Source organism: Nocardia huaxiensis (genome assembly GCF_013744875.1).
In the GTDB taxonomy this organism is placed as follows: domain Bacteria; phylum Actinomycetota; class Actinomycetes; order Mycobacteriales; family Mycobacteriaceae; genus Nocardia; species Nocardia huaxiensis.
On the sequence record NZ_CP059399.1, the window covers coordinates 5437800 to 5453490 of the forward strand.

A 15691-nucleotide genomic window follows, 5' to 3' on the forward strand; every position below is an offset into this window, starting at 1 on the left:
ACTCAGCGTAAGGGGCGCAGATCTGTCACTGCGGGACAGTGTGTTTCAGGCCGGGGTGAGGCGTGCCAGGGCGGTGGCGAGGGCGTTGTCGGAGTCGATGTCGACGGGCTCGAGCATGCGGTGACCGTGGGCGTAGAGCAGGTAGGTGAGGCCCTCCATGTCGAGGGTGCATACGCTCGCGGCGGTGCGCACGGTCATGTGGACGAACCAGTCGCGGATCGATGGGGAGTTCCAGAACAGCACGCTCATGCAGGTGGTGGCCGCGGTGAAGGAGAAGCGCACGTGGCCGGGTAGCAGGCAGTGGCGGTCGTCGTGGACGGACAGGTAGATGTAGCCGAGGCGGTAGCGGCCGGTGGCGTCGGGCTCCTGCAGGGCGGTCTCGGAACTGCGTGCACGACTGGCGAAATAGTCGCGGAGCTCGTCGTCGGCGAAGAATCGCAGCAGCAGGTCGAGGTGCACGACCGCGTCCCGGTCGGTCCAGTCGGCGGCCCAGCGCAGCTGCTGGGTCACGCCGCGCTGTCCGTCTCGCCAGCCGACATAGGGCAGCACCACCCGGCGCTCGTCGATGCGGACCGCCGCCCACCCGTCCGCCTCGGCGCGGCCCACGTTCTCGCCCACCGCGGCCAGCAGGCGCCAGGCGCGCTCACGGGGGATGTAGATCTCGTAGCTGTAGTCCAACCCCATGCCGATTCCTTCCGCCCGAATCACTGTGCGACAGGGGCGGCTGGAGGGCAACCGAATTCGGCCAGGGATGGCGCGCGGGAGTCGGTGTGCGGTGTGAGCGCGGCGACCTGGCACGATGATCTTGTGGATTGGGCGATGGGACTCGTCGTACTCGTGGCGGGAGCGGTCGCATTGGCGGCGCTGGCTCGCCGGTTCGGGATAGGTGAACCGTTCGTGCTCACCGTGGCGGGGGTGATCGCGTCCTATCTGCCGTTCGTGCCGGAGGTCGACATCGAACCCGAGCTGGTGTTGCTCGGGCTGCTGCCGCCGCTGCTGTACACGACCGCGATCCGGACCTCGCTGGTGGACTTCCGGCCCAAGAAGGTGTCGATCACGTTCATGGCGGTCGGGCTGGTGCTGTTCACCGCGTTCGCGGTCGGCGGGGTGGTGTATTGGCTGCTGCCCGTGCCGTTTTCGGCGGCGGTGGCGATCGGGGCGGTGGTGGCGCCACCGGATGCGGTGGCGGCCACGGCGGTGGCGCGGCGAGTGGGTATGCCGCGGCGCATCGTGACCCTGCTCGAAGGCGAGTCGCTGTTCAACGACGCGACCGCGCTGACCACCCTGCGCACCGCGATCGCGGCCATGGCGGGCTCGATCACCCTGTGGGAGGCGGGCGCGGATTTCCTCGCCGCGGCCGGCGGCGGCGCGCTCATCGGGATCGCGGCAGCGGTGCTGCTGGGGTTCGTGCGCCGGCGCATCACCGATCCCATGCTGGATACGAGTGTGTCGTTCCTGGCGCCGTGGATCGCGTACCTGCCCGCCGAGGCCGTGCACTCCTCCGGTGTCATCGCGGTGGTCACCTGCGGGCTCATCCTCGGCCATCAGGCCCCGCACTGGCAGAGCGCGGCCTCGCGCATCGCCGAGCACACCAACTGGCGCACCATCCAATTCATCATGGAGAGCGCGGTTTTCCTGCTCATCGGGTTGCAGGTGCGCCACATCGTGGAGGAGGCCTGGCACAGCGATCTGCCGCACGGCACGCTGCTGCTCGCCTGCGCGGCGGTGCTGGTGACGGTGATCGTGGCGCGCCCGCTGTGGGTGTTCCCGACCACGTATGTGGCCTGGCACTGGGAGGGCCGCCGCCAGGGCAAACCCAAACCGCTGGCGGCGAATATGGCGGTGGTGTCGTGGGCGGGCATGCGCGGGGTGGTGACCCTGGCCGCGGCGCTGCTGCTGCCGGCCGACACGCCCGAACGAGCGACACTGACCCTGCTCGCGGTGGTGGTGGTCGCGGGAACATTGCTGCTGCAAGGCGGTTCACTGCCGTGGCTGGTGCGCACCCTGCGTCTCCGCGGGCCCAGTCACGGTGAGGATCTGCTGCAGGAGGCGAATCTGCTGCAGCAGGCCACCTCCGCGGGCCTGACCGCGCTCGAGGACAGCATCGGCGAAGAGACCCCGCCGGATGTGGTGGAGGCCCTGCGCAATCGGGTCACCTACCGGTCGCGCTCGGCGTGGGAACTACTGGGGCGCTCGGAATCCCAGCGCATCACCCCCAGCGGCGAATACCGGCGGCTGCGGCTGGCCATGCTGGCCGCCGAACGCGAAACCGTGCTGCGCGTACGCGATTCGGGAACCGTCGACCAGGAAGTATTGCAGCAGGTGATGGCGGCTTTGGACCTCGAGGAATCCACCATCGACCGGGTCCAGGAAGCCTCCGACGCCGGAGAGCCGTTGGCCGCGCCCAAGACCGGCGGCTGCGAACATCTGCGCGCCGCCCCGCATGTCGCGGTGCCCGATACCCCGGACGCGTGCGGGGAATGCCTCGAGGAGGGGCTGGTGTGGGTGCACCTGCGCATGTGCCTGGAGTGCGGGCACGTGGCCTGCTGCGATTCCTCGCAGGGCAATCACGCCACCCGCCATTTCCATCACACCGGGCATGCGGTGATGCGCAGTGTGGAGCCGGGTGAGAGCTGGCGCTGGTGCTACCTGGACGAACTGCTCGGTTAGCGGCCCGATTACTCCCGATCACGGACCTCGTTGCCCGCCAACACATTCCGTAACGAGTAGTCCGATCCGCGCGTGTCGGCACCCCTGAACGCCGACACTCGGTGGTACGCGCTCGCTTTCGGCGCATTCCATCAACCGGCAATCCTCGAGGGGATGATCATCGTGATCCGGTCCCGGAAATCGGCATTCGCCACCATCACCACCGCCTTGGCCGCACTCGCCGCGGCCCTGGTGCTCGCCGCACCCAATGCCTCGGCCTTCGTGTGGCGGGTCGACGTCTCCCCCGGCCTCTCGGTCGGACTCGGCACCTCGCAATACGGGTCGGGCTGCTCCTACACCGTCACGGTGCAGGGCTGGTCCGGCGACTACGCCTGGCTCTACGACATCGGCGGCTTCGGCACCTTCAATCCGCAGCAGGTGCAGATCGGCTCCGACGGCCGCGCCACCTCCACCTGGACTCCGCACAACAGCGGCGTGCATCGCATCTGGGCCGACTCCTACTACGGCGGCGGCGCCGGATCCGGCTCGATCACCGTCGGCACCGGCATCAACCTCGGCAGCGCCTGCGTAGTGCTCTGAAACCGGCCCCTGTCTCGTTTCCGGTGCCGGTGTGCGCACGCCGCCGGCGCCGGGCACTACCCTTGTCCCGGTGCAGACAGGCCAGCCCCCCTCCGACGCCGAGCCCCGCATCTGGGGCGGCACCACCCTCACCGAACGCCGTGAGGCGCGCCGCGCCGCGCTGCTCGAGGCCGCGCTGGACCTGATCGGCGAATCCGGGGCGGGCGCGGTCACCATGCGCGCGGTGTGCCGCAAGGCCAACCTCACCGACCGCTACTTCTACGAATCCTTCGCCAGCCGAGACGAACTCCTGGATGTGCTCTACCGGCAGATCGCCGACGAATTCCTCGAACCCATGACCGCCTTCGGCGTCGGCGACGACCGCTCCCGCGACCGCGCGCTCTCGGAGGTCCTGGTCGACAAGGTGCTCGAAGACCCGCGCAAGTCGCGGCTGTTCCTGGTCGAACCCTATTCCTCCACCGGGCTGGGCCAGACCACCATCGCGGTGATGCCCGCCTTCACCCGGCTGATCCAGGACCATCTGTTCTCCCACATCGAGGATCCGGTGCGCCGCCGCGTCGCCGCGGTCACCATGGCCTCGGGCAATGCGGGCATGTTCTCGGCCTGGCTCAACGGCACCCTGCGCGCCACCCGCGATCAGATCGTCGATCATCTGGTCGAGACCATCACGGCCTATCGGGGCATGTACCGCTGATCTTTGACGCAGGTGAACTGCATGACATCGAAGTGGCCGATGCGGAAGTGGTCGGCGCAGCCGGTGAGGTAGCGCAGGTAGGTGTCGTAGGTGGAGTGCCCGGCCAGGGCGATGGCCTCGGCGCGGTTCTCGCGCAGCGCACTCGCCCAGGCGTCCAGGGTTTTCGCATAGTGCAGTTGCAGCGGCTGGATGCGGGTGACGGTGAAGCCGCCCGCTTCGGCGTATTCACGCACGCCACGCGGGTTGCGGCCGACGGGCAACGGTAGCTGCCCGCCCGGGAAGATGGTGTCGCGCAGGAAACGGAAGAACGCGAAATCCTCGCGGGTGAGCGCGATGTCGTTGGCGCGCAGATAGTTCAGGCCGTAGGCGACGATGGTGTGCAGCAGCATGATGCCGTCGGCGGGCAAGGTGGTGTAGGCGAAGTCGAAGAAATCCTCGTAGCGCTCCTGGCGGAAGTGTTCGAAGGCGCCGATACTGACGATACGGTCGGCGTGGCCGTCGAACTCCTCCCAGCCCTGCAAGCGGACTTCGACTCGGCGGCCGGGGAATTCGCCCTGCTCGATCCGGTGGTGGACGTAGTCGTACTGGTTGCGGCTCAGGGTCAGGCCGATCACGTCCACGTCGTAGTGGGCGGCGGCGCGCAGCAGCGTCGAGCCCCAGCCGCAACCGATGTCCAGCAATGTCATTCCGGGTTCGAGGTTGCATTTACCCAGGGCCAGATCGATTTTCGCTTGCTGCGCCTGTTCCAGGGTGAATTCGGGGCGCTGCCAGTAGGCGCAGCTGTAGGTGCGGGTGGGGTCGAGGAACAGGGCGAAGAAGTCGTCGGACAGGTCGTAGTGGGATTGGACCTCGGCGTAGAAGGGGGCGTGGCGGGGCATCGAAAACCTCCGGCGGGCATCGGGACTTGGGTGTGTGGTCCTGAGTTGGTCGGCCCGGGGTGCGCGGCGGACTGGTCACCACGGCTGTGACGTATGTCACGTGCGGCCGGAGGGGGTGGGAGACCAAACCTTCCCGGCGAGCGAGACGACTAGTTGGTATCCCCGACTCGTTCTCACAGAGGAGACTGCCTGGTGACCGCCGCCGCAACCATGTGCTCGATGGTCGGACGCACGTATCGACTGCGCGACTCGTACGAGGTCGGACGGGAGAAGGTGCGCGAATTCGCACGCGCCGTGCAGAACGAGCATCCGGCCCACACCGACGAGCGGGCGGCCGCCGACTACGGGTGCACCGGATTGATCGCGCCGCCGACCTTCGCGGCCCTGCTGGGCGGGACGGCACAAACCGCCTTGGCGGACAAACTGACCGGGTGCGATCTGACCACGGCCGTCCACACCAATCAGGTCCTCGACTATTACCGGCCGATCGTGGTGGGCGATCGGCTCACCAGCAACATCTCGCTGCATTCGCATCGCGAGGCGTTCGGCGGAGATCTCATGGTGGTCAGCAATCGGGTCACCGATCAGCGTGGGGAGATCGTGCTGGCCGGGCACACGACCCTCGTCGCCCGCACCGGGGAAACCGAACTCGGCCGCCGCCTCACGGAACTGAACGCGACCATTCTGCGCCATGATGTGCTGACCGCGCCGCCGCCGGAGGTCGACGAGATCGCGACGGTCGGCGCGAATTCGATCGCGGCGCACTCGATTCGGGTGCGCGGTGTTGCGCGCGACCGAGTGTCGGTGGGTGATGTGCTGCCCGCCCGGCGCTACCGGCTCACCCACGGCGATCTGGTGCAGTACGCGGGGGTGTCGGGTGATCCGAATCCGATCCACTGGCATCGGCCGGTCGCCGAACTCGTCGGCCTCGGCCCCGGGGTGGTGGCGCACGGCATGCTGACCATGAGCCTGGGTGCGGGATACCTCACCTCGTGGGTGCGGGATCCCCGCGCGCTGCGGCAGTACTCCGTTCGCATGACCAGCCCGGTGTTCGTCACCGCCGACTCGCCGGCCACCGTCGAGTTCGGCGGCAAAATCATTGCGCTGCACCGCAACAGCGGCGTGGCCACCGTCTCGCTCACCGCGACGCAGGGCGGGCGGCGGATCTTCGGGCGGGCCACCGCCACGGTCGCGCTGAGCTGAAACACCGTGCCGCGCAACTCATTGCAGCGGCACGGCCACGATCGGGTCGGTGGTCGGTTGCGCCGAACCGCCGACCGGCTCGATCGACAGGGCCAGCGCGCGTGCGCCGTCGATCGGCACCAGCAGCGGCGAATTCCGGCCGGGCAAGGCGGCCAGCACGCCCGCCGAACGCGGTGCGCCGGCGCCGGGCACCAGCCACAGCTGATACTCGCGGGCTGCCGGGGGCTGCGGGACCGCGTCGAAGGTGACGACCGCGTTCGCCGAATCCCTTGCGACGGTGACGGTGACGGTGCCGCCACCGGTGACGGCGGTCGTCGTCGCGCGCGCGCCGGGCTCGGCGAGGATCTGCTGCGCGGTAACGGCATCCGCGCCTGGGTGATCGGCGGGTGTGCGAATCACCATGGCGCCCAGCACTATCACCGCGATGAGCGCGGCGGCCGCGGTGAGCAGATACATCGGCCGCATCCATGCCCGCGGCGGCGCGGGGGTGGTCTTCCGGTCCAGTGCCTTCAGAATCGACGCTTCGAGTTCGGGTGGCGCGTCGACCGCGTCGACGACCGTCATGTCCGCCAGGGTTTCGCGGACCTCGCGCACGGTGGCCCGGAACGCGGCCGCCGCGGTGTCGTCGGCGGTGTCGAGCCACGCCTCCACCGCGTAGCGCTGCGTCTCGGGCAGCGCGTCGAGGGCGTAGGGGTAGGCCAGATCGCGCAGGTCGACCTGCTCCGGCATGTCAGGCATCAGTCACCGATCCTGTCAAACAGTTCCGAAGCCGTTGCAGCCCATCACGTATCCGGGTTTTGACCGTGGACAGCGGCACGCCCAACTGGTCGGCGACCTCGCTGTAGGTGCGCCCGCCATAGTAGGTGAGCGCGACGGTTTCACGTTGCAGCGCGGTCAACGTGCCGAGACAGTCGGTGACCGCGCGCTCCTCGGCGTGCTGGCCGGCGATCTCGGCGACAATATCGTGATCGCGGCCCAGATTCCGTTGACCGTAGGCCAGATCCCGTGCGGTCGAGGAGGATTCGGCGCGCACCCGGTCCACGGCGCGACGGTGGGTGAGCATCATCAGCCACCCCATCGGGCTGGCCATGCGCCGGTCGTAACGGCCGGCCATATGCCACACCTGCAGATACACCTCCTGCGTGACATCCTCGGCCGCGGCGCTCTGACGCACCACGCGCAGGGCGAGTCCGAAGGTGCGGCGCTGGGTTTCCCGGTAGAAGCGCGTGAACGCCTCCCGGTCACCGGCCGCGATACCGGCCAGCTGATCCTCGAGCCGCCGGACCGCGGCGGCGTCCGGGGCGGGACGGGCAGCCGGACAGGCCGCGGGCTCGTCGACGACGCACTCGACGGGCTCGCCTGCGCCGACCACCTGGAAACGGTGCTCGTCAACCAAGATGCGACTCCGTAAATGGGATTGGCTCGACGGGTGACTGACTCGGTGAGGCTGCACGGCAGAGTAGCCGCCCGCACCCGAATCCGGACGCAAGTTCGGCAATGTCGGCAACTGCCGAGCTTCCCGGAAAAACTTTCCCGATCGACCAAACCGAGGCCGGGGGCTGCGCGAAATCCTGTGACAGGCAATCCCGTCCAGCACAGCCGCGCGGCCCGCAATCGGGCCGCGAACCATGCGAAGGAGATCCCGCAGCAATGAAGTCCCCGCAGCGTTCGCTCACGATCGTGCTCGCCCTGACCGCCACGGTCGTGGCGATGAGCGCCTGTTCGAACAGCCAGACCGCCTCCGACTCGACCACGTCGGGCAGCGCGAGCACCACCGGCGGCAGCGCCGCCGCGGCGGATCTGGTCGGGCCCGGATGCGCGGACTACGCGCGGCAGGTGCCCACCGGGGCCGGGTCGGTCAGCGGCATGGCGCAGGACCCGGTGGCAGTGGCCGCCTCGCACAATCCGATGCTGACCACCCTGGTGGCGGCGGTGTCAGGGCAGTTGAACCCGCAGGTCAACCTGGTGGACACGCTCAATGGCGGACAGTTCACGGTGTTCGCGCCCGTGGACTCGGCGTTCGCGAAGATCCCGGCCGCGACCGTCGAGGGACTCAAGACCGACAGCGACGCCCTGACCAAGATCCTCACCTACCACGTGGTCACCGGGCAGATCGCACCCGGCAAGATCGCGGGCACGCACAAGACCGTCGAAGGCGCGGACGTGACCGTGACCCGCGACGGCGACACCATCAAGGTCGGTGACGCCTCGGTCGTCTGCGGTGGTGTCAAGACCGCCAACGCGACGGTCTACATGATCGACACCGTGCTCATGCCGCCCGCCTGACCACGGTGAGGGCCTCCGCCGCGGCCGCGGGCGTACTCGCGGCCGCCACGGTGCTCGCCGTCGGGCACCTCATCGCGGCATTCATCGACCCGGCGGCATCGCCGTTCTACGTCCTCGGCGCGACCATGGTCGACCACACGCCCCACGCGTTGAAAGACGCCGCCATTCGCCGCTTCGGCAGCAATGACAAAGCGGCGCTGTTCGTTTCGATGGCAGTCGTCATGCTGCTCGGCGGTGCGGCCACTGGCCTGCTCGAACGCCGCCGCCACCTGGGCAGCGCACTGCTGATCGCGCTCGGGGCGGTGACCACCCTCGCCGCACTGCAACGCCCCACCGCCACAGCACTTTTCGCTGTTCCCATCAGTGCGGGCATCGTCGCCGGGCTCCTCACCCTGCGGCTGCTGATCCCCGCGCCGCGCACGAACGACCCAGCATCGCAACTGTCGCGGCGACGATTCCTGATCGTGGCCGGGAGTGTCACTGTCTTCGCCGCCGCCGCTGCGGCCGGGACCGGGCAGTGGCTGGGCGCGCGCCTGCGCGATGTGGCCGCCGATCGGGCGCGGTTCGTCCTGCCACGACCGCAGAGCCCGGCCGCCCCGATCCCGCCACAGGCACAACCCGCGGTCGAAAGCCTCACCCCCTTTCTGACTTCCGAGGACGATTTCTACCGTGTCGACACCGCCTTGCAGCTCCCGGCCCTGACGCGCGCCGACTGGCGGCTCCGCATCCACGGAATGGTCGATCGCACAGTGGAATTCGACTTCGACCGCCTCGACTCCTACCCCACCGTGGAACGGATCCTCACCCTGGCCTGCGTCTCCAACGAGGTCGGCGGCCCGCTGGCCGGAACCGCCCGCTGGCTCGGCTATCGGCTACCGGACCTGCTCGCGCAAGCCGGCCCGCACCCCGACGCCGACATGCTGCTGTCCCGCAGCATCGACGGATTCACCGCCGGCACACCACTATCCGCCGTCCTCGACGGCCGCGACGCCCTGCTGGCCATCGGCATGAACGGCACACCGTTGCCGATCGCCCACGGCTACCCCGCCCGCCTCCTCGTCCCCGGCCTCTACGGCTACGTCTCGGCCACCAAATGGGTTGTCGACCTGGAAATCACCCGCTTCGACCGCACCCGCGCCTACTGGACCGACCGCGGCTGGTCCGCTCACGCCCCCGTCAAAACAGCCTCCCGCATAGACACCCCCGCCCCCTTCGCCACCCTGCCCGCCGGCCCGGTCACCATCGCCGGAGTGGCCTGGGCCCCACATCGCGGCATCGACACCGTAGAAATCCAGATCGACGACACCCCGTGGCAGCAAGCCACTCTCGCCACCGAATACTCCCCCGACACCTGGCGCCTGTGGACCTACCGCTGGCCGGCCACCCCGGGCACCCACACCCTGCGCGTCCGCGCCACCGACCGCACCGGCCACCGCCAAACCGACCACCGCACCCCACCATTCCCCGACGGCGCCACCGGCCGGCACCAGCGCGTGGTCACCGTCGAATGACACGCAGTCGGCGGTGCCGGCGCTTTCCGACCTCCCAGACACCTCGACGTGTGTGCGAAACGAACTATTTGCCGAATTCCGGGCATCTCGCGGCGCTGCGTGGCTGTGGATTACCTGCGGTAATGTGCCGCGCGGAACAGTGGCAGGGTGATGTTCGGGCGGTCGGTCCTGGGTGCGTAGCGGGTTGTGTGGGGAGCTTGAGGAGGCCGAGTGAAGCAGTTGATGGCCGAGCGGCGGGCGGGCGTCTACTTCGGGGCTCAATTGCTGACCCTGTTCGGTGATTCGATGCTGTTCTTGGGGGCCGGTATCTGGGTCAAAACGCTGACCGACAGCAACTCTGCGGCGGGCTTGACGTTTTTGTTTTTGGCACTGCCTGCGATCGCCGCACCCGCGGCGGGGCTGCTGATCGACCGGGTCCCGCGACGGTCGCTGCTGATCGCGGTCAATCTGATCCTGGCGGTGGCCGTCTTACCACTGTTATCGGTCGACGATCGCGCTCACGTGTGGCTGATCTACGCGGTGATGTTCGGTCTCGGCTGCGGAGCCATCGTCCTCGGTGCGGCGCAGATGGCGATCCTGCCGGCATTGTTCGGCACACAGTTGCTGGCGCAGGCCAACAGCGTGATGTCGATCGTCCAGAACGGAGTCCGCATTCTCGCACCGCTGCTGGGAGCCGCCTTGTTCACTGTGACCGGTCCACGAATCGTGGTGCTGGTCGACTCCGCCAGCTTCGTCCTCGCGGCGATCGCGCTGATGATGATCACTGTTCACGAGGCTCCGGCCGGATACGAGCCCGGCGGCCTGCGGTCCGCCCTCACCGCGGGCGTCTCCTATATTCGGGTGACTGTCCCACTGCGGCAACAGATCTTCGCCATGACCGTCGCGGTCTCGGTGGGGGGCATGCTCGAATCTGTCATCTACGCTGTTGTCGCCGCCATCGGTCAGCCGCCTGCTTTCCTCGGAGTGCTCGTCAGCCTGCAAGCAGCCGCCGCGGTCCTGGCGGCCTTGCCGGCCCCTCGCCTGATCGAACGCCTCGGCGAGGGCCGTCTGCTCGCCGTCGGGCTCCTCGCGTTCGCCACGGCCAACGCGAGCCTGATCGTTCCTCACGAAATCGTCACGCTCACCGCGATGGTGTTCGCCGGCGCGGGGATCGTCTGGACCACCATCGCCTCCAGCACCTACATCCAACGCGTCACCCCGAACCCGCTGCTGGGCCGCGTCGACACCGCGGTCCAAGTCAGCCGGTCCGTGCCGCAAGCACTGTTTCTCGGACTCGGAGCGGCCCTGGTCGCGGTCATCGACTATCCAGTTCTCCTCGCGGCCATGGCCGCGACCACCGCGATCGTCGGCACCTGGCTTCTCACCCGCACCGCACAGGTCCCACCCGCCGTGCCACACCAACGCGCCCGCCACCGACCAGACTCGCACTGACCGGGCGGGTGTCGTGCGTGGGGTGGGAGCACGGGCGGCCTCGGCCCCGCCCGACGCCGAATCGACCTGGTGCCGGCCGAGGTTCAGCGGCCTCCGGAGCCGCTGGGCGGTGGGGGCGGGTTGTTGTCGACCACGGCGGACTCATATGTCACCGAGCTGGCGATTCCCGGTTTCGAGGGGCCTTGTTCCCATTGTCCGGGCACCCATTCGGATTGGCCGTTGTGGTTGGTTCCCAAGTGGCCGTTGCCCATATGGCCGGGATCGTTCTCGTACGGGCACGATGCCACGATGGCGGCTGACCCGTGGGCCGGTACCCAGGTCGCGACCGGGACCGTCGCGTATGGCAGGTAGGTGAACACCGACGTGCACGTCACCGTCGACTGCACCCGGTACATGTCGTCGGTGGAGTTGTTGCAGTTGAAATTCTCGCAGCTCACTCCCGGAGCCAGCTCGTGTGCGTAGGCCGGCGCCGCCCACCCCACGGCAAGGGCCACGGCGGCGGCCGGGACCACTCCGTAGGACCATCGAAGCGACATCACAGACTCCCTTCCCGAAACACGGAGGCGTGGAGCAGGGACAGCGATCAGACAAGATCATATTCTGGGGTCACCGCGCGGCCCCGCGGGTATTCGGGCTGCCGCCCGTGATGCAGCGACGACCCCATGACCTGCCCACCGGAACCTTGCCCAAGCGACGTTGCCGAGTAGTCAGAGCCGTTGTCCGACAAGGCATTACAACGCGTAGGCGGGCGGGCATGCCAGTATGGGACGTATGACCAGAGTTCCGGAAGATACCGCGCTTCCGACCGGCCCCGTCCAGCCGTACAGCTATGACAGCATCGCCGAGGCCTACACCGCGGAGAACGAGACCAGTCTGCTCAACGCCTACTACGAGCGCCCCGCGATGCTGGAGCTCGCCGGGGACGTGAGCGGTCGGCGGATTCTCGACGCCGGGTGCGGCTCCGGTGCGCTGTTCGCCGAATTGCGTGACCGGGGCGCCACGGTGACCGGCATCGACGCGAGTGCCGGGATGCTGGAGCTGGCTCGACGCCGACTGGGCTCCGACGCGGACCTGCGAATCGCCGACCTCGCGAACCCGCTGGCGTTTCCCGACAACGCTTTCGACGATGTCATCGCCTCCCTGGTACTGCACTATCTGCGGGACTGGGGGCCGGCACTGACCGAGCTGCGACGCGTCCTCGCGCCCGGCGGGCGGCTGATCGTCTCGGTCGAGCATCCCTTCGCCATCTGGATCAGCGAACGCTCAGCTGGGCACAAAACCGACTACTTCCGCACCCGGGAGCGGACCGAGGAGTGGATCATGGGCGGGCAATCCGCCCGGCTGACCTTCTGGGACCGGCCGCTGCACGCGATGACCGACGCTTTCACCACGGCGGGATTCCGCATCAATGTCATCAGTGAGCCGCCACCTGTGCCCGCGGCGCGCGATCGGTTTCCGGAGGTCTTCGGTGAGGTCATCGGCGAAAGCTTCTTGGGTTTCCTGTTTTTCGTCCTCCAGGCAGACCGAACCATGCCGAGATGATCGACGGTGCGGTGACCGAGACGCTCACCGACTGCATTCGAACAGCTCCGGCCGTCGCGGCCCGTGCGCGCGGCGTCGCGTGGGTCACATTGGTTTGCCAGGGGGTGGCGGGCGGGTGTTAACTCGCTGACGCGAGGTGCCGTCGTTAGCTGAGGCTCCTTCACGGATACAGGCCGGCGATCGTAAACGTCGAGAGACGCCACTGATCAGGACAGATCTTCCCGAGTTAAGGGGACATCCCGACCGGCTCCCACCGCGTGCGCGGAGGGTTCACGCCGTGGAGTGCTGAAGGTCTTACGAAAGATGGGAGGTGGTTGTCATGCCTGATGGGCCGGACGGACATCCGTTAGCCAATCGTTCACCAGGTGACACTCCCGTTATTCGCTGTCTCGAGCCGAGCTGCCGGTAGCGTGCGGTTGCAGTGCGCCGACCTCTACTGAGAGGGCGTCATGACGACCTTGGAAATGCTGCTGCGACTCGGTGCCGGTGTGGGGCTGGGCGCGGTGATCGGATTCGAGCGCCAGTACCGGGCCCGCATGGCCGGACTGCGCACGAACGCGCTCGTCGCCGCGGGAGCCACGCTGTTCGTGCTGCTGTCGGCGCACGGATTCAGCGGCACCGACGCGGATCCGACGCGGGTGGCCGCGCAGATCGTGTCCGGTATCGGGTTTCTGGGTGCGGGTGTGATCCTGCGCGACGGGTTCAATATTCGCGGGCTGAATACGGCCGCGACCCTGTGGTGTTCGGCTGCTGTGGGTTCGCTGTCCGGTGCTGGGATGTTCACTACGGCGGCGGCGGGGACCGTGGTCGTGGTGGTGGTCAATACGGCGCTGCGGACGGCGGCGCGGGCGGTGGATCGCCCGGAGATCGCCGGCGGTGAGCAGGAGGCACTGTATGCGTTCACCGCGACCACCGACGACGCGCACGAGGCGCATGTGCGGGCGCTGCTGGTACAAGCCTTGAGCCGCACCGACTTTCGACTCGTCTCGGTGGCCAGTCACGACACCAACGACAACAAGGTGCAGGTGCGCGCCGAGCTGACCGGGGATCGCCGCGATGATCGGCAGATGGAGTCGGCGGTGAGCCGGTTGAGCCTGGAACCGTCGGTGACCAGCGTCGGCTGGCGCACCATCTCCCCCACCGAGGCCGACACATGATCGCGCTGCGCGGGTATCCGTCGCGGGGCGCGCTGGATCGGCCGCGCTCGCGCTGGGCCGATGTGGCGGTGTTCCTCGGTGCGGCGGTGCTGATCTGGATCGTGGTGCGGGTGTCGGCGGGCATGAATGTGCCCTTCGATCAGTCGGCGGCCCCGTCGAGCATCTCCACCGATCCGGCCGAACTGCCCTATTACGCGGCGCGGTCGCTGCTGCGGATGTTCCTGGCGCTCGGGCTGTCGATTCTGTTCACGTTCGTGTTCGCGACCGCGGCGGCGCGGCTGCCGCGCGCGGAGAAGATCATGCTGCCGGCGTTGGACATTCTGCAGTCGGTGCCGGTCCTGGGTTTCCTGTCGGTGACCGTCGCCGGGTTCATCGCCTTGTTTCCGGGTTCGTCGCTGGGCCTGGAGTGCGCGTCGATCTTCGCGATCTTCACCTCGCAAGCCTGGAACATGGCCTTCGCCTTCCACCACAGCCTGGTCTCACAGCCGCGCGAGCTGGACGAGGCGGCCCGGAATCTGAGATTGTCGCGCTGGCAACGGTTCTGGCGGGTGGATGTGCCGTCGGGGATGTTCCCGCTGGTGTGGAACGCGATGATGAGTTTCGGCGGCGGCTGGTTCTTCCTGACCGCCTCGGAGGCCATCAGCGTGGCCGATCACGAGTACGCGCTGCCCGGCATCGGCTCGTATGTGGCCAGCGCCGCCGACGAATCCGACACCGGCAAGGTGCTGTTGGCGATCGCGACCATGGTGATCGTGGTGGTCGGGTTGAATGTGCTGTTCTGGCGGCCGCTCACGGTGTGGGCGGAGCGTTTCCGCGTCGAGGATTCCGAATCGGCCGAGGCGCCCAGATCGCTGGTGCTGAATCTGCTGCGCCGCTCCCACATTCCGGGGATCCTCGCGCGGGTACTCGGGCCGCTGGTGTATCCGATGGATCGGGCGATGCGGGTGTTCGGGCTGGCCGAGCATCGGCTGTACGTGCCCGAATATCGCAGGCGCGCAGGCGATGTCGTGTTCACGACGGTGGTGACGGCGGTCCTGCTGGTGGGCGTGGCGGCCATGCTGCGCTATGTCGCCGACACCGTCGGGCTCGCGGAGTTCGCGCACGCGGCGTTCCTGGGCGTGATCACGCTCATGCGCGTGATCGTGCTGCTGATCTTCGCGACGCTGATCTGGGTGCCGATCGGGGTGTGGATCGGCTTGAACCCCACGGTATCCCGGATCGCGCAGCCGATCGTGCAGGTGCTGGCCAGCTTCCCCGCCAACTTCCTGTTCCCGCTGGTGACCGCCGTGCTGGTGGCCACGGGCGCGAGCCTGCAGTGGGCCAGCGTGCTGCTGATGGCGCTGGGCGCGCAGTGGTACATCCTGTTCAATGTGATCGCCGGCGCCTCGGCGGTGCCCAATGATCTGCGCGAAGCCTCGGCGAGCCTGCGGCTGCCGCGAAACCTGTGGTGGCGCAAGCTGATTCTGCCCGCCATCTTCCCCAGCTATGTAACCGGTGCGCTGACCGCGGCGGGCGGGGCGTGGAATGCCTCGATCGTGGCCGAGATCGTGCAGTTCGGCGACACCACCCTGACCGCGTCAGGCTTGGGCGCCTACATCACCGAGGCCACCGCCGACGGTGATTCCCCGCGCATTCTGGTTGGCGTGCTCGTGATGAGCGCCTACGTCGTCGGCTTCAACCGCCTGTTCTGGCGTCGCCTCTACACGCTGGCCCAGCGCCGCTACTCGCTCTAGGAGGAGA

15 protein-coding genes and 1 riboswitch are annotated in these 15691 nt (G+C 68.1%); of the genes, 10 read left to right on the forward strand and 5 right to left on the reverse strand.

Annotated elements, in window-relative coordinates; genetic code table 11:
* Window positions 1–45 precede the first annotated feature (45 nt).
* Window positions 46–684: a hypothetical protein gene (locus tag H0264_RS24505; RefSeq protein WP_181579721.1), complete on the reverse strand. Its 639-nt coding sequence runs from the start codon at window positions 682–684 to the stop codon at window positions 46–48.
* 135 nt (window positions 685–819) lie between these two features.
* Here H0264_RS24505 and H0264_RS24510 point away from each other — a divergent pair, with 135 nt between their 5' ends.
* The 3 genes from H0264_RS24510 to H0264_RS24520 all read left to right on the forward strand — a co-directional run bounded on the left by H0264_RS24510 (window position 820) and on the right by H0264_RS24520 (window position 3943).
* Entirely contained in the window at window positions 820–2670 is a 1851-nt protein-coding gene (locus H0264_RS24510; RefSeq protein WP_220139833.1) for a Na+/H+ antiporter, read from the forward strand.
* A gap of 72 nt (window positions 2671–2742) precedes the next feature.
* Window positions 2743–3249, forward strand: coding sequence for a hypothetical protein (locus tag H0264_RS24515; protein WP_181579722.1), 507 nt, complete (start codon window positions 2743–2745; stop codon window positions 3247–3249).
* Between the two features lie 70 nt (window positions 3250–3319).
* Window positions 3320–3943 carry a TetR/AcrR family transcriptional regulator gene (locus H0264_RS24520; RefSeq protein WP_181579723.1) on the forward strand — a complete coding sequence of 208 codons (624 nt, stop codon included), beginning with the start codon at window positions 3320–3322 and terminating at the stop codon, window positions 3941–3943.
* Here the strand turns inward: H0264_RS24520 and H0264_RS24525 are convergent.
* Window positions 3922–4821 carry a cyclopropane mycolic acid synthase family methyltransferase gene (locus H0264_RS24525; protein WP_181579724.1) on the reverse strand — a complete coding sequence of 300 codons (900 nt, stop codon included), beginning with the start codon at window positions 4819–4821 and terminating at the stop codon, window positions 3922–3924. The genes H0264_RS24520 and H0264_RS24525 overlap by 22 nt on opposite strands.
* A 192-nt stretch (window positions 4822–5013) precedes the next feature.
* Here H0264_RS24525 and H0264_RS24530 point away from each other — a divergent pair, with 192 nt between their 5' ends.
* Window positions 5014–6024, forward strand: coding sequence for a fused (3R)-hydroxyacyl-ACP dehydratase subunits HadA/HadB (locus tag H0264_RS24530; protein ID WP_231085395.1), 1011 nt, complete (start codon window positions 5014–5016; stop codon window positions 6022–6024).
* Between the two features lie 18 nt (window positions 6025–6042).
* On the opposite strand, the gene H0264_RS24535 is transcribed toward H0264_RS24530, so the two are convergent.
* Together H0264_RS24535 and sigK are read right to left on the reverse strand one after the other, a co-directional pair.
* A complete protein-coding gene (locus tag H0264_RS24535; RefSeq protein WP_181579725.1) occupies window positions 6043–6762 on the reverse strand; it encodes an anti-sigma factor in 720 nt (239 codons plus the stop codon).
* Window positions 6755–7420, reverse strand: coding sequence for an ECF RNA polymerase sigma factor SigK (gene sigK / locus H0264_RS24540; RefSeq protein ID WP_231085394.1), 666 nt, complete (start codon window positions 7418–7420; stop codon window positions 6755–6757). Before sigK ends, H0264_RS24535 begins: the two co-directional genes overlap by 8 nt.
* A 254-nt stretch (window positions 7421–7674) precedes the next feature.
* Between sigK and H0264_RS24545 the strand changes: the two genes are divergently transcribed.
* From H0264_RS24545 to H0264_RS24555, 3 genes are all read left to right on the forward strand, one after another.
* Window positions 7675–8310: a fasciclin domain-containing protein gene (locus H0264_RS24545; RefSeq protein ID WP_181579727.1), complete on the forward strand. Its 636-nt coding sequence runs from the start codon at window positions 7675–7677 to the stop codon at window positions 8308–8310.
* A 5-nt stretch (window positions 8311–8315) separates the two neighbouring features.
* Window positions 8316–9821 (forward strand): molybdopterin-dependent oxidoreductase, encoded by a 1506-nt coding sequence (locus tag H0264_RS24550; protein WP_244975934.1) that lies wholly within the window; start codon window positions 8316–8318, stop codon window positions 9819–9821.
* A gap of 210 nt (window positions 9822–10031) precedes the next feature.
* Entirely contained in the window at window positions 10032–11252 is a 1221-nt protein-coding gene (locus tag H0264_RS24555; protein ID WP_181579728.1) for an MFS transporter, read from the forward strand.
* Between the two features lie 83 nt (window positions 11253–11335).
* Here H0264_RS24555 and H0264_RS24560 read toward each other — a convergent pair whose 3' ends face one another.
* Entirely contained in the window at window positions 11336–11788 is a 453-nt protein-coding gene (locus tag H0264_RS24560) for a hypothetical protein (RefSeq protein ID WP_181579729.1), read from the reverse strand.
* 235 nt (window positions 11789–12023) lie between these two features.
* Between H0264_RS24560 and H0264_RS24565 the strand changes: the two genes are divergently transcribed.
* The 3 genes from H0264_RS24565 (at window position 12024) to H0264_RS24575 (ending at window position 15684) form a co-directional block, all read left to right on the forward strand.
* A complete protein-coding gene (locus H0264_RS24565; protein WP_181579730.1) occupies window positions 12024–12794 on the forward strand; it encodes a class I SAM-dependent methyltransferase in 771 nt (256 codons plus the stop codon).
* A 134-nt stretch (window positions 12795–12928) separates the two neighbouring features.
* Window positions 12929–13106, forward strand: a riboswitch (M-box (ykoK) riboswitch).
* Window positions 13107–13243: 137 nt separating this feature from the next.
* Window positions 13244–13951, forward strand: coding sequence for an MgtC/SapB family protein (locus H0264_RS24570; protein WP_181579731.1), 708 nt, complete (start codon window positions 13244–13246; stop codon window positions 13949–13951).
* Window positions 13948–15684 (forward strand): ABC transporter permease, encoded by a 1737-nt coding sequence (locus H0264_RS24575; protein WP_181579732.1) that lies wholly within the window; start codon window positions 13948–13950, stop codon window positions 15682–15684. The genes H0264_RS24570 and H0264_RS24575 overlap by 4 nt, the downstream gene beginning before the upstream one ends.
* Window positions 15685–15691 lie beyond the last annotated feature (7 nt).

Excerpts from the sequence above, each read along its gene's own strand:
- H0264_RS24505 (WP_181579721.1), bottom strand. The coding sequence starts at position 684 with ATGGGGTTGGACTACAGCTACGAGATCTACATCCCCCGTGAGCGCGCC.
- H0264_RS24510 (WP_220139833.1), top strand. The coding sequence starts at position 820 with ATGGGACTCGTCGTACTCGTGGCGGGAGCGGTCGCATTGGCGGCGCTG.
- H0264_RS24525 (WP_181579724.1), bottom strand. The coding sequence starts at position 4,821 with ATGCCCCGCCACGCCCCCTTCTACGCCGAGGTCCAATCCCACTACGAC.
- H0264_RS24535 (WP_181579725.1), bottom strand. The coding sequence starts at position 6,762 with ATGCCTGACATGCCGGAGCAGGTCGACCTGCGCGATCTGGCCTACCCC.
- H0264_RS24545 (WP_181579727.1), top strand. The coding sequence starts at position 7,675 with ATGAAGTCCCCGCAGCGTTCGCTCACGATCGTGCTCGCCCTGACCGCC.
- H0264_RS24560 (WP_181579729.1), bottom strand. The coding sequence starts at position 11,788 with ATGTCGCTTCGATGGTCCTACGGAGTGGTCCCGGCCGCCGCCGTGGCC.
- H0264_RS24565 (WP_181579730.1), top strand. The coding sequence starts at position 12,024 with ATGACCAGAGTTCCGGAAGATACCGCGCTTCCGACCGGCCCCGTCCAG.
- H0264_RS24570 (WP_181579731.1), top strand. The coding sequence starts at position 13,244 with ATGACGACCTTGGAAATGCTGCTGCGACTCGGTGCCGGTGTGGGGCTG.
- H0264_RS24575 (WP_181579732.1), top strand. The coding sequence starts at position 13,948 with ATGATCGCGCTGCGCGGGTATCCGTCGCGGGGCGCGCTGGATCGGCCG.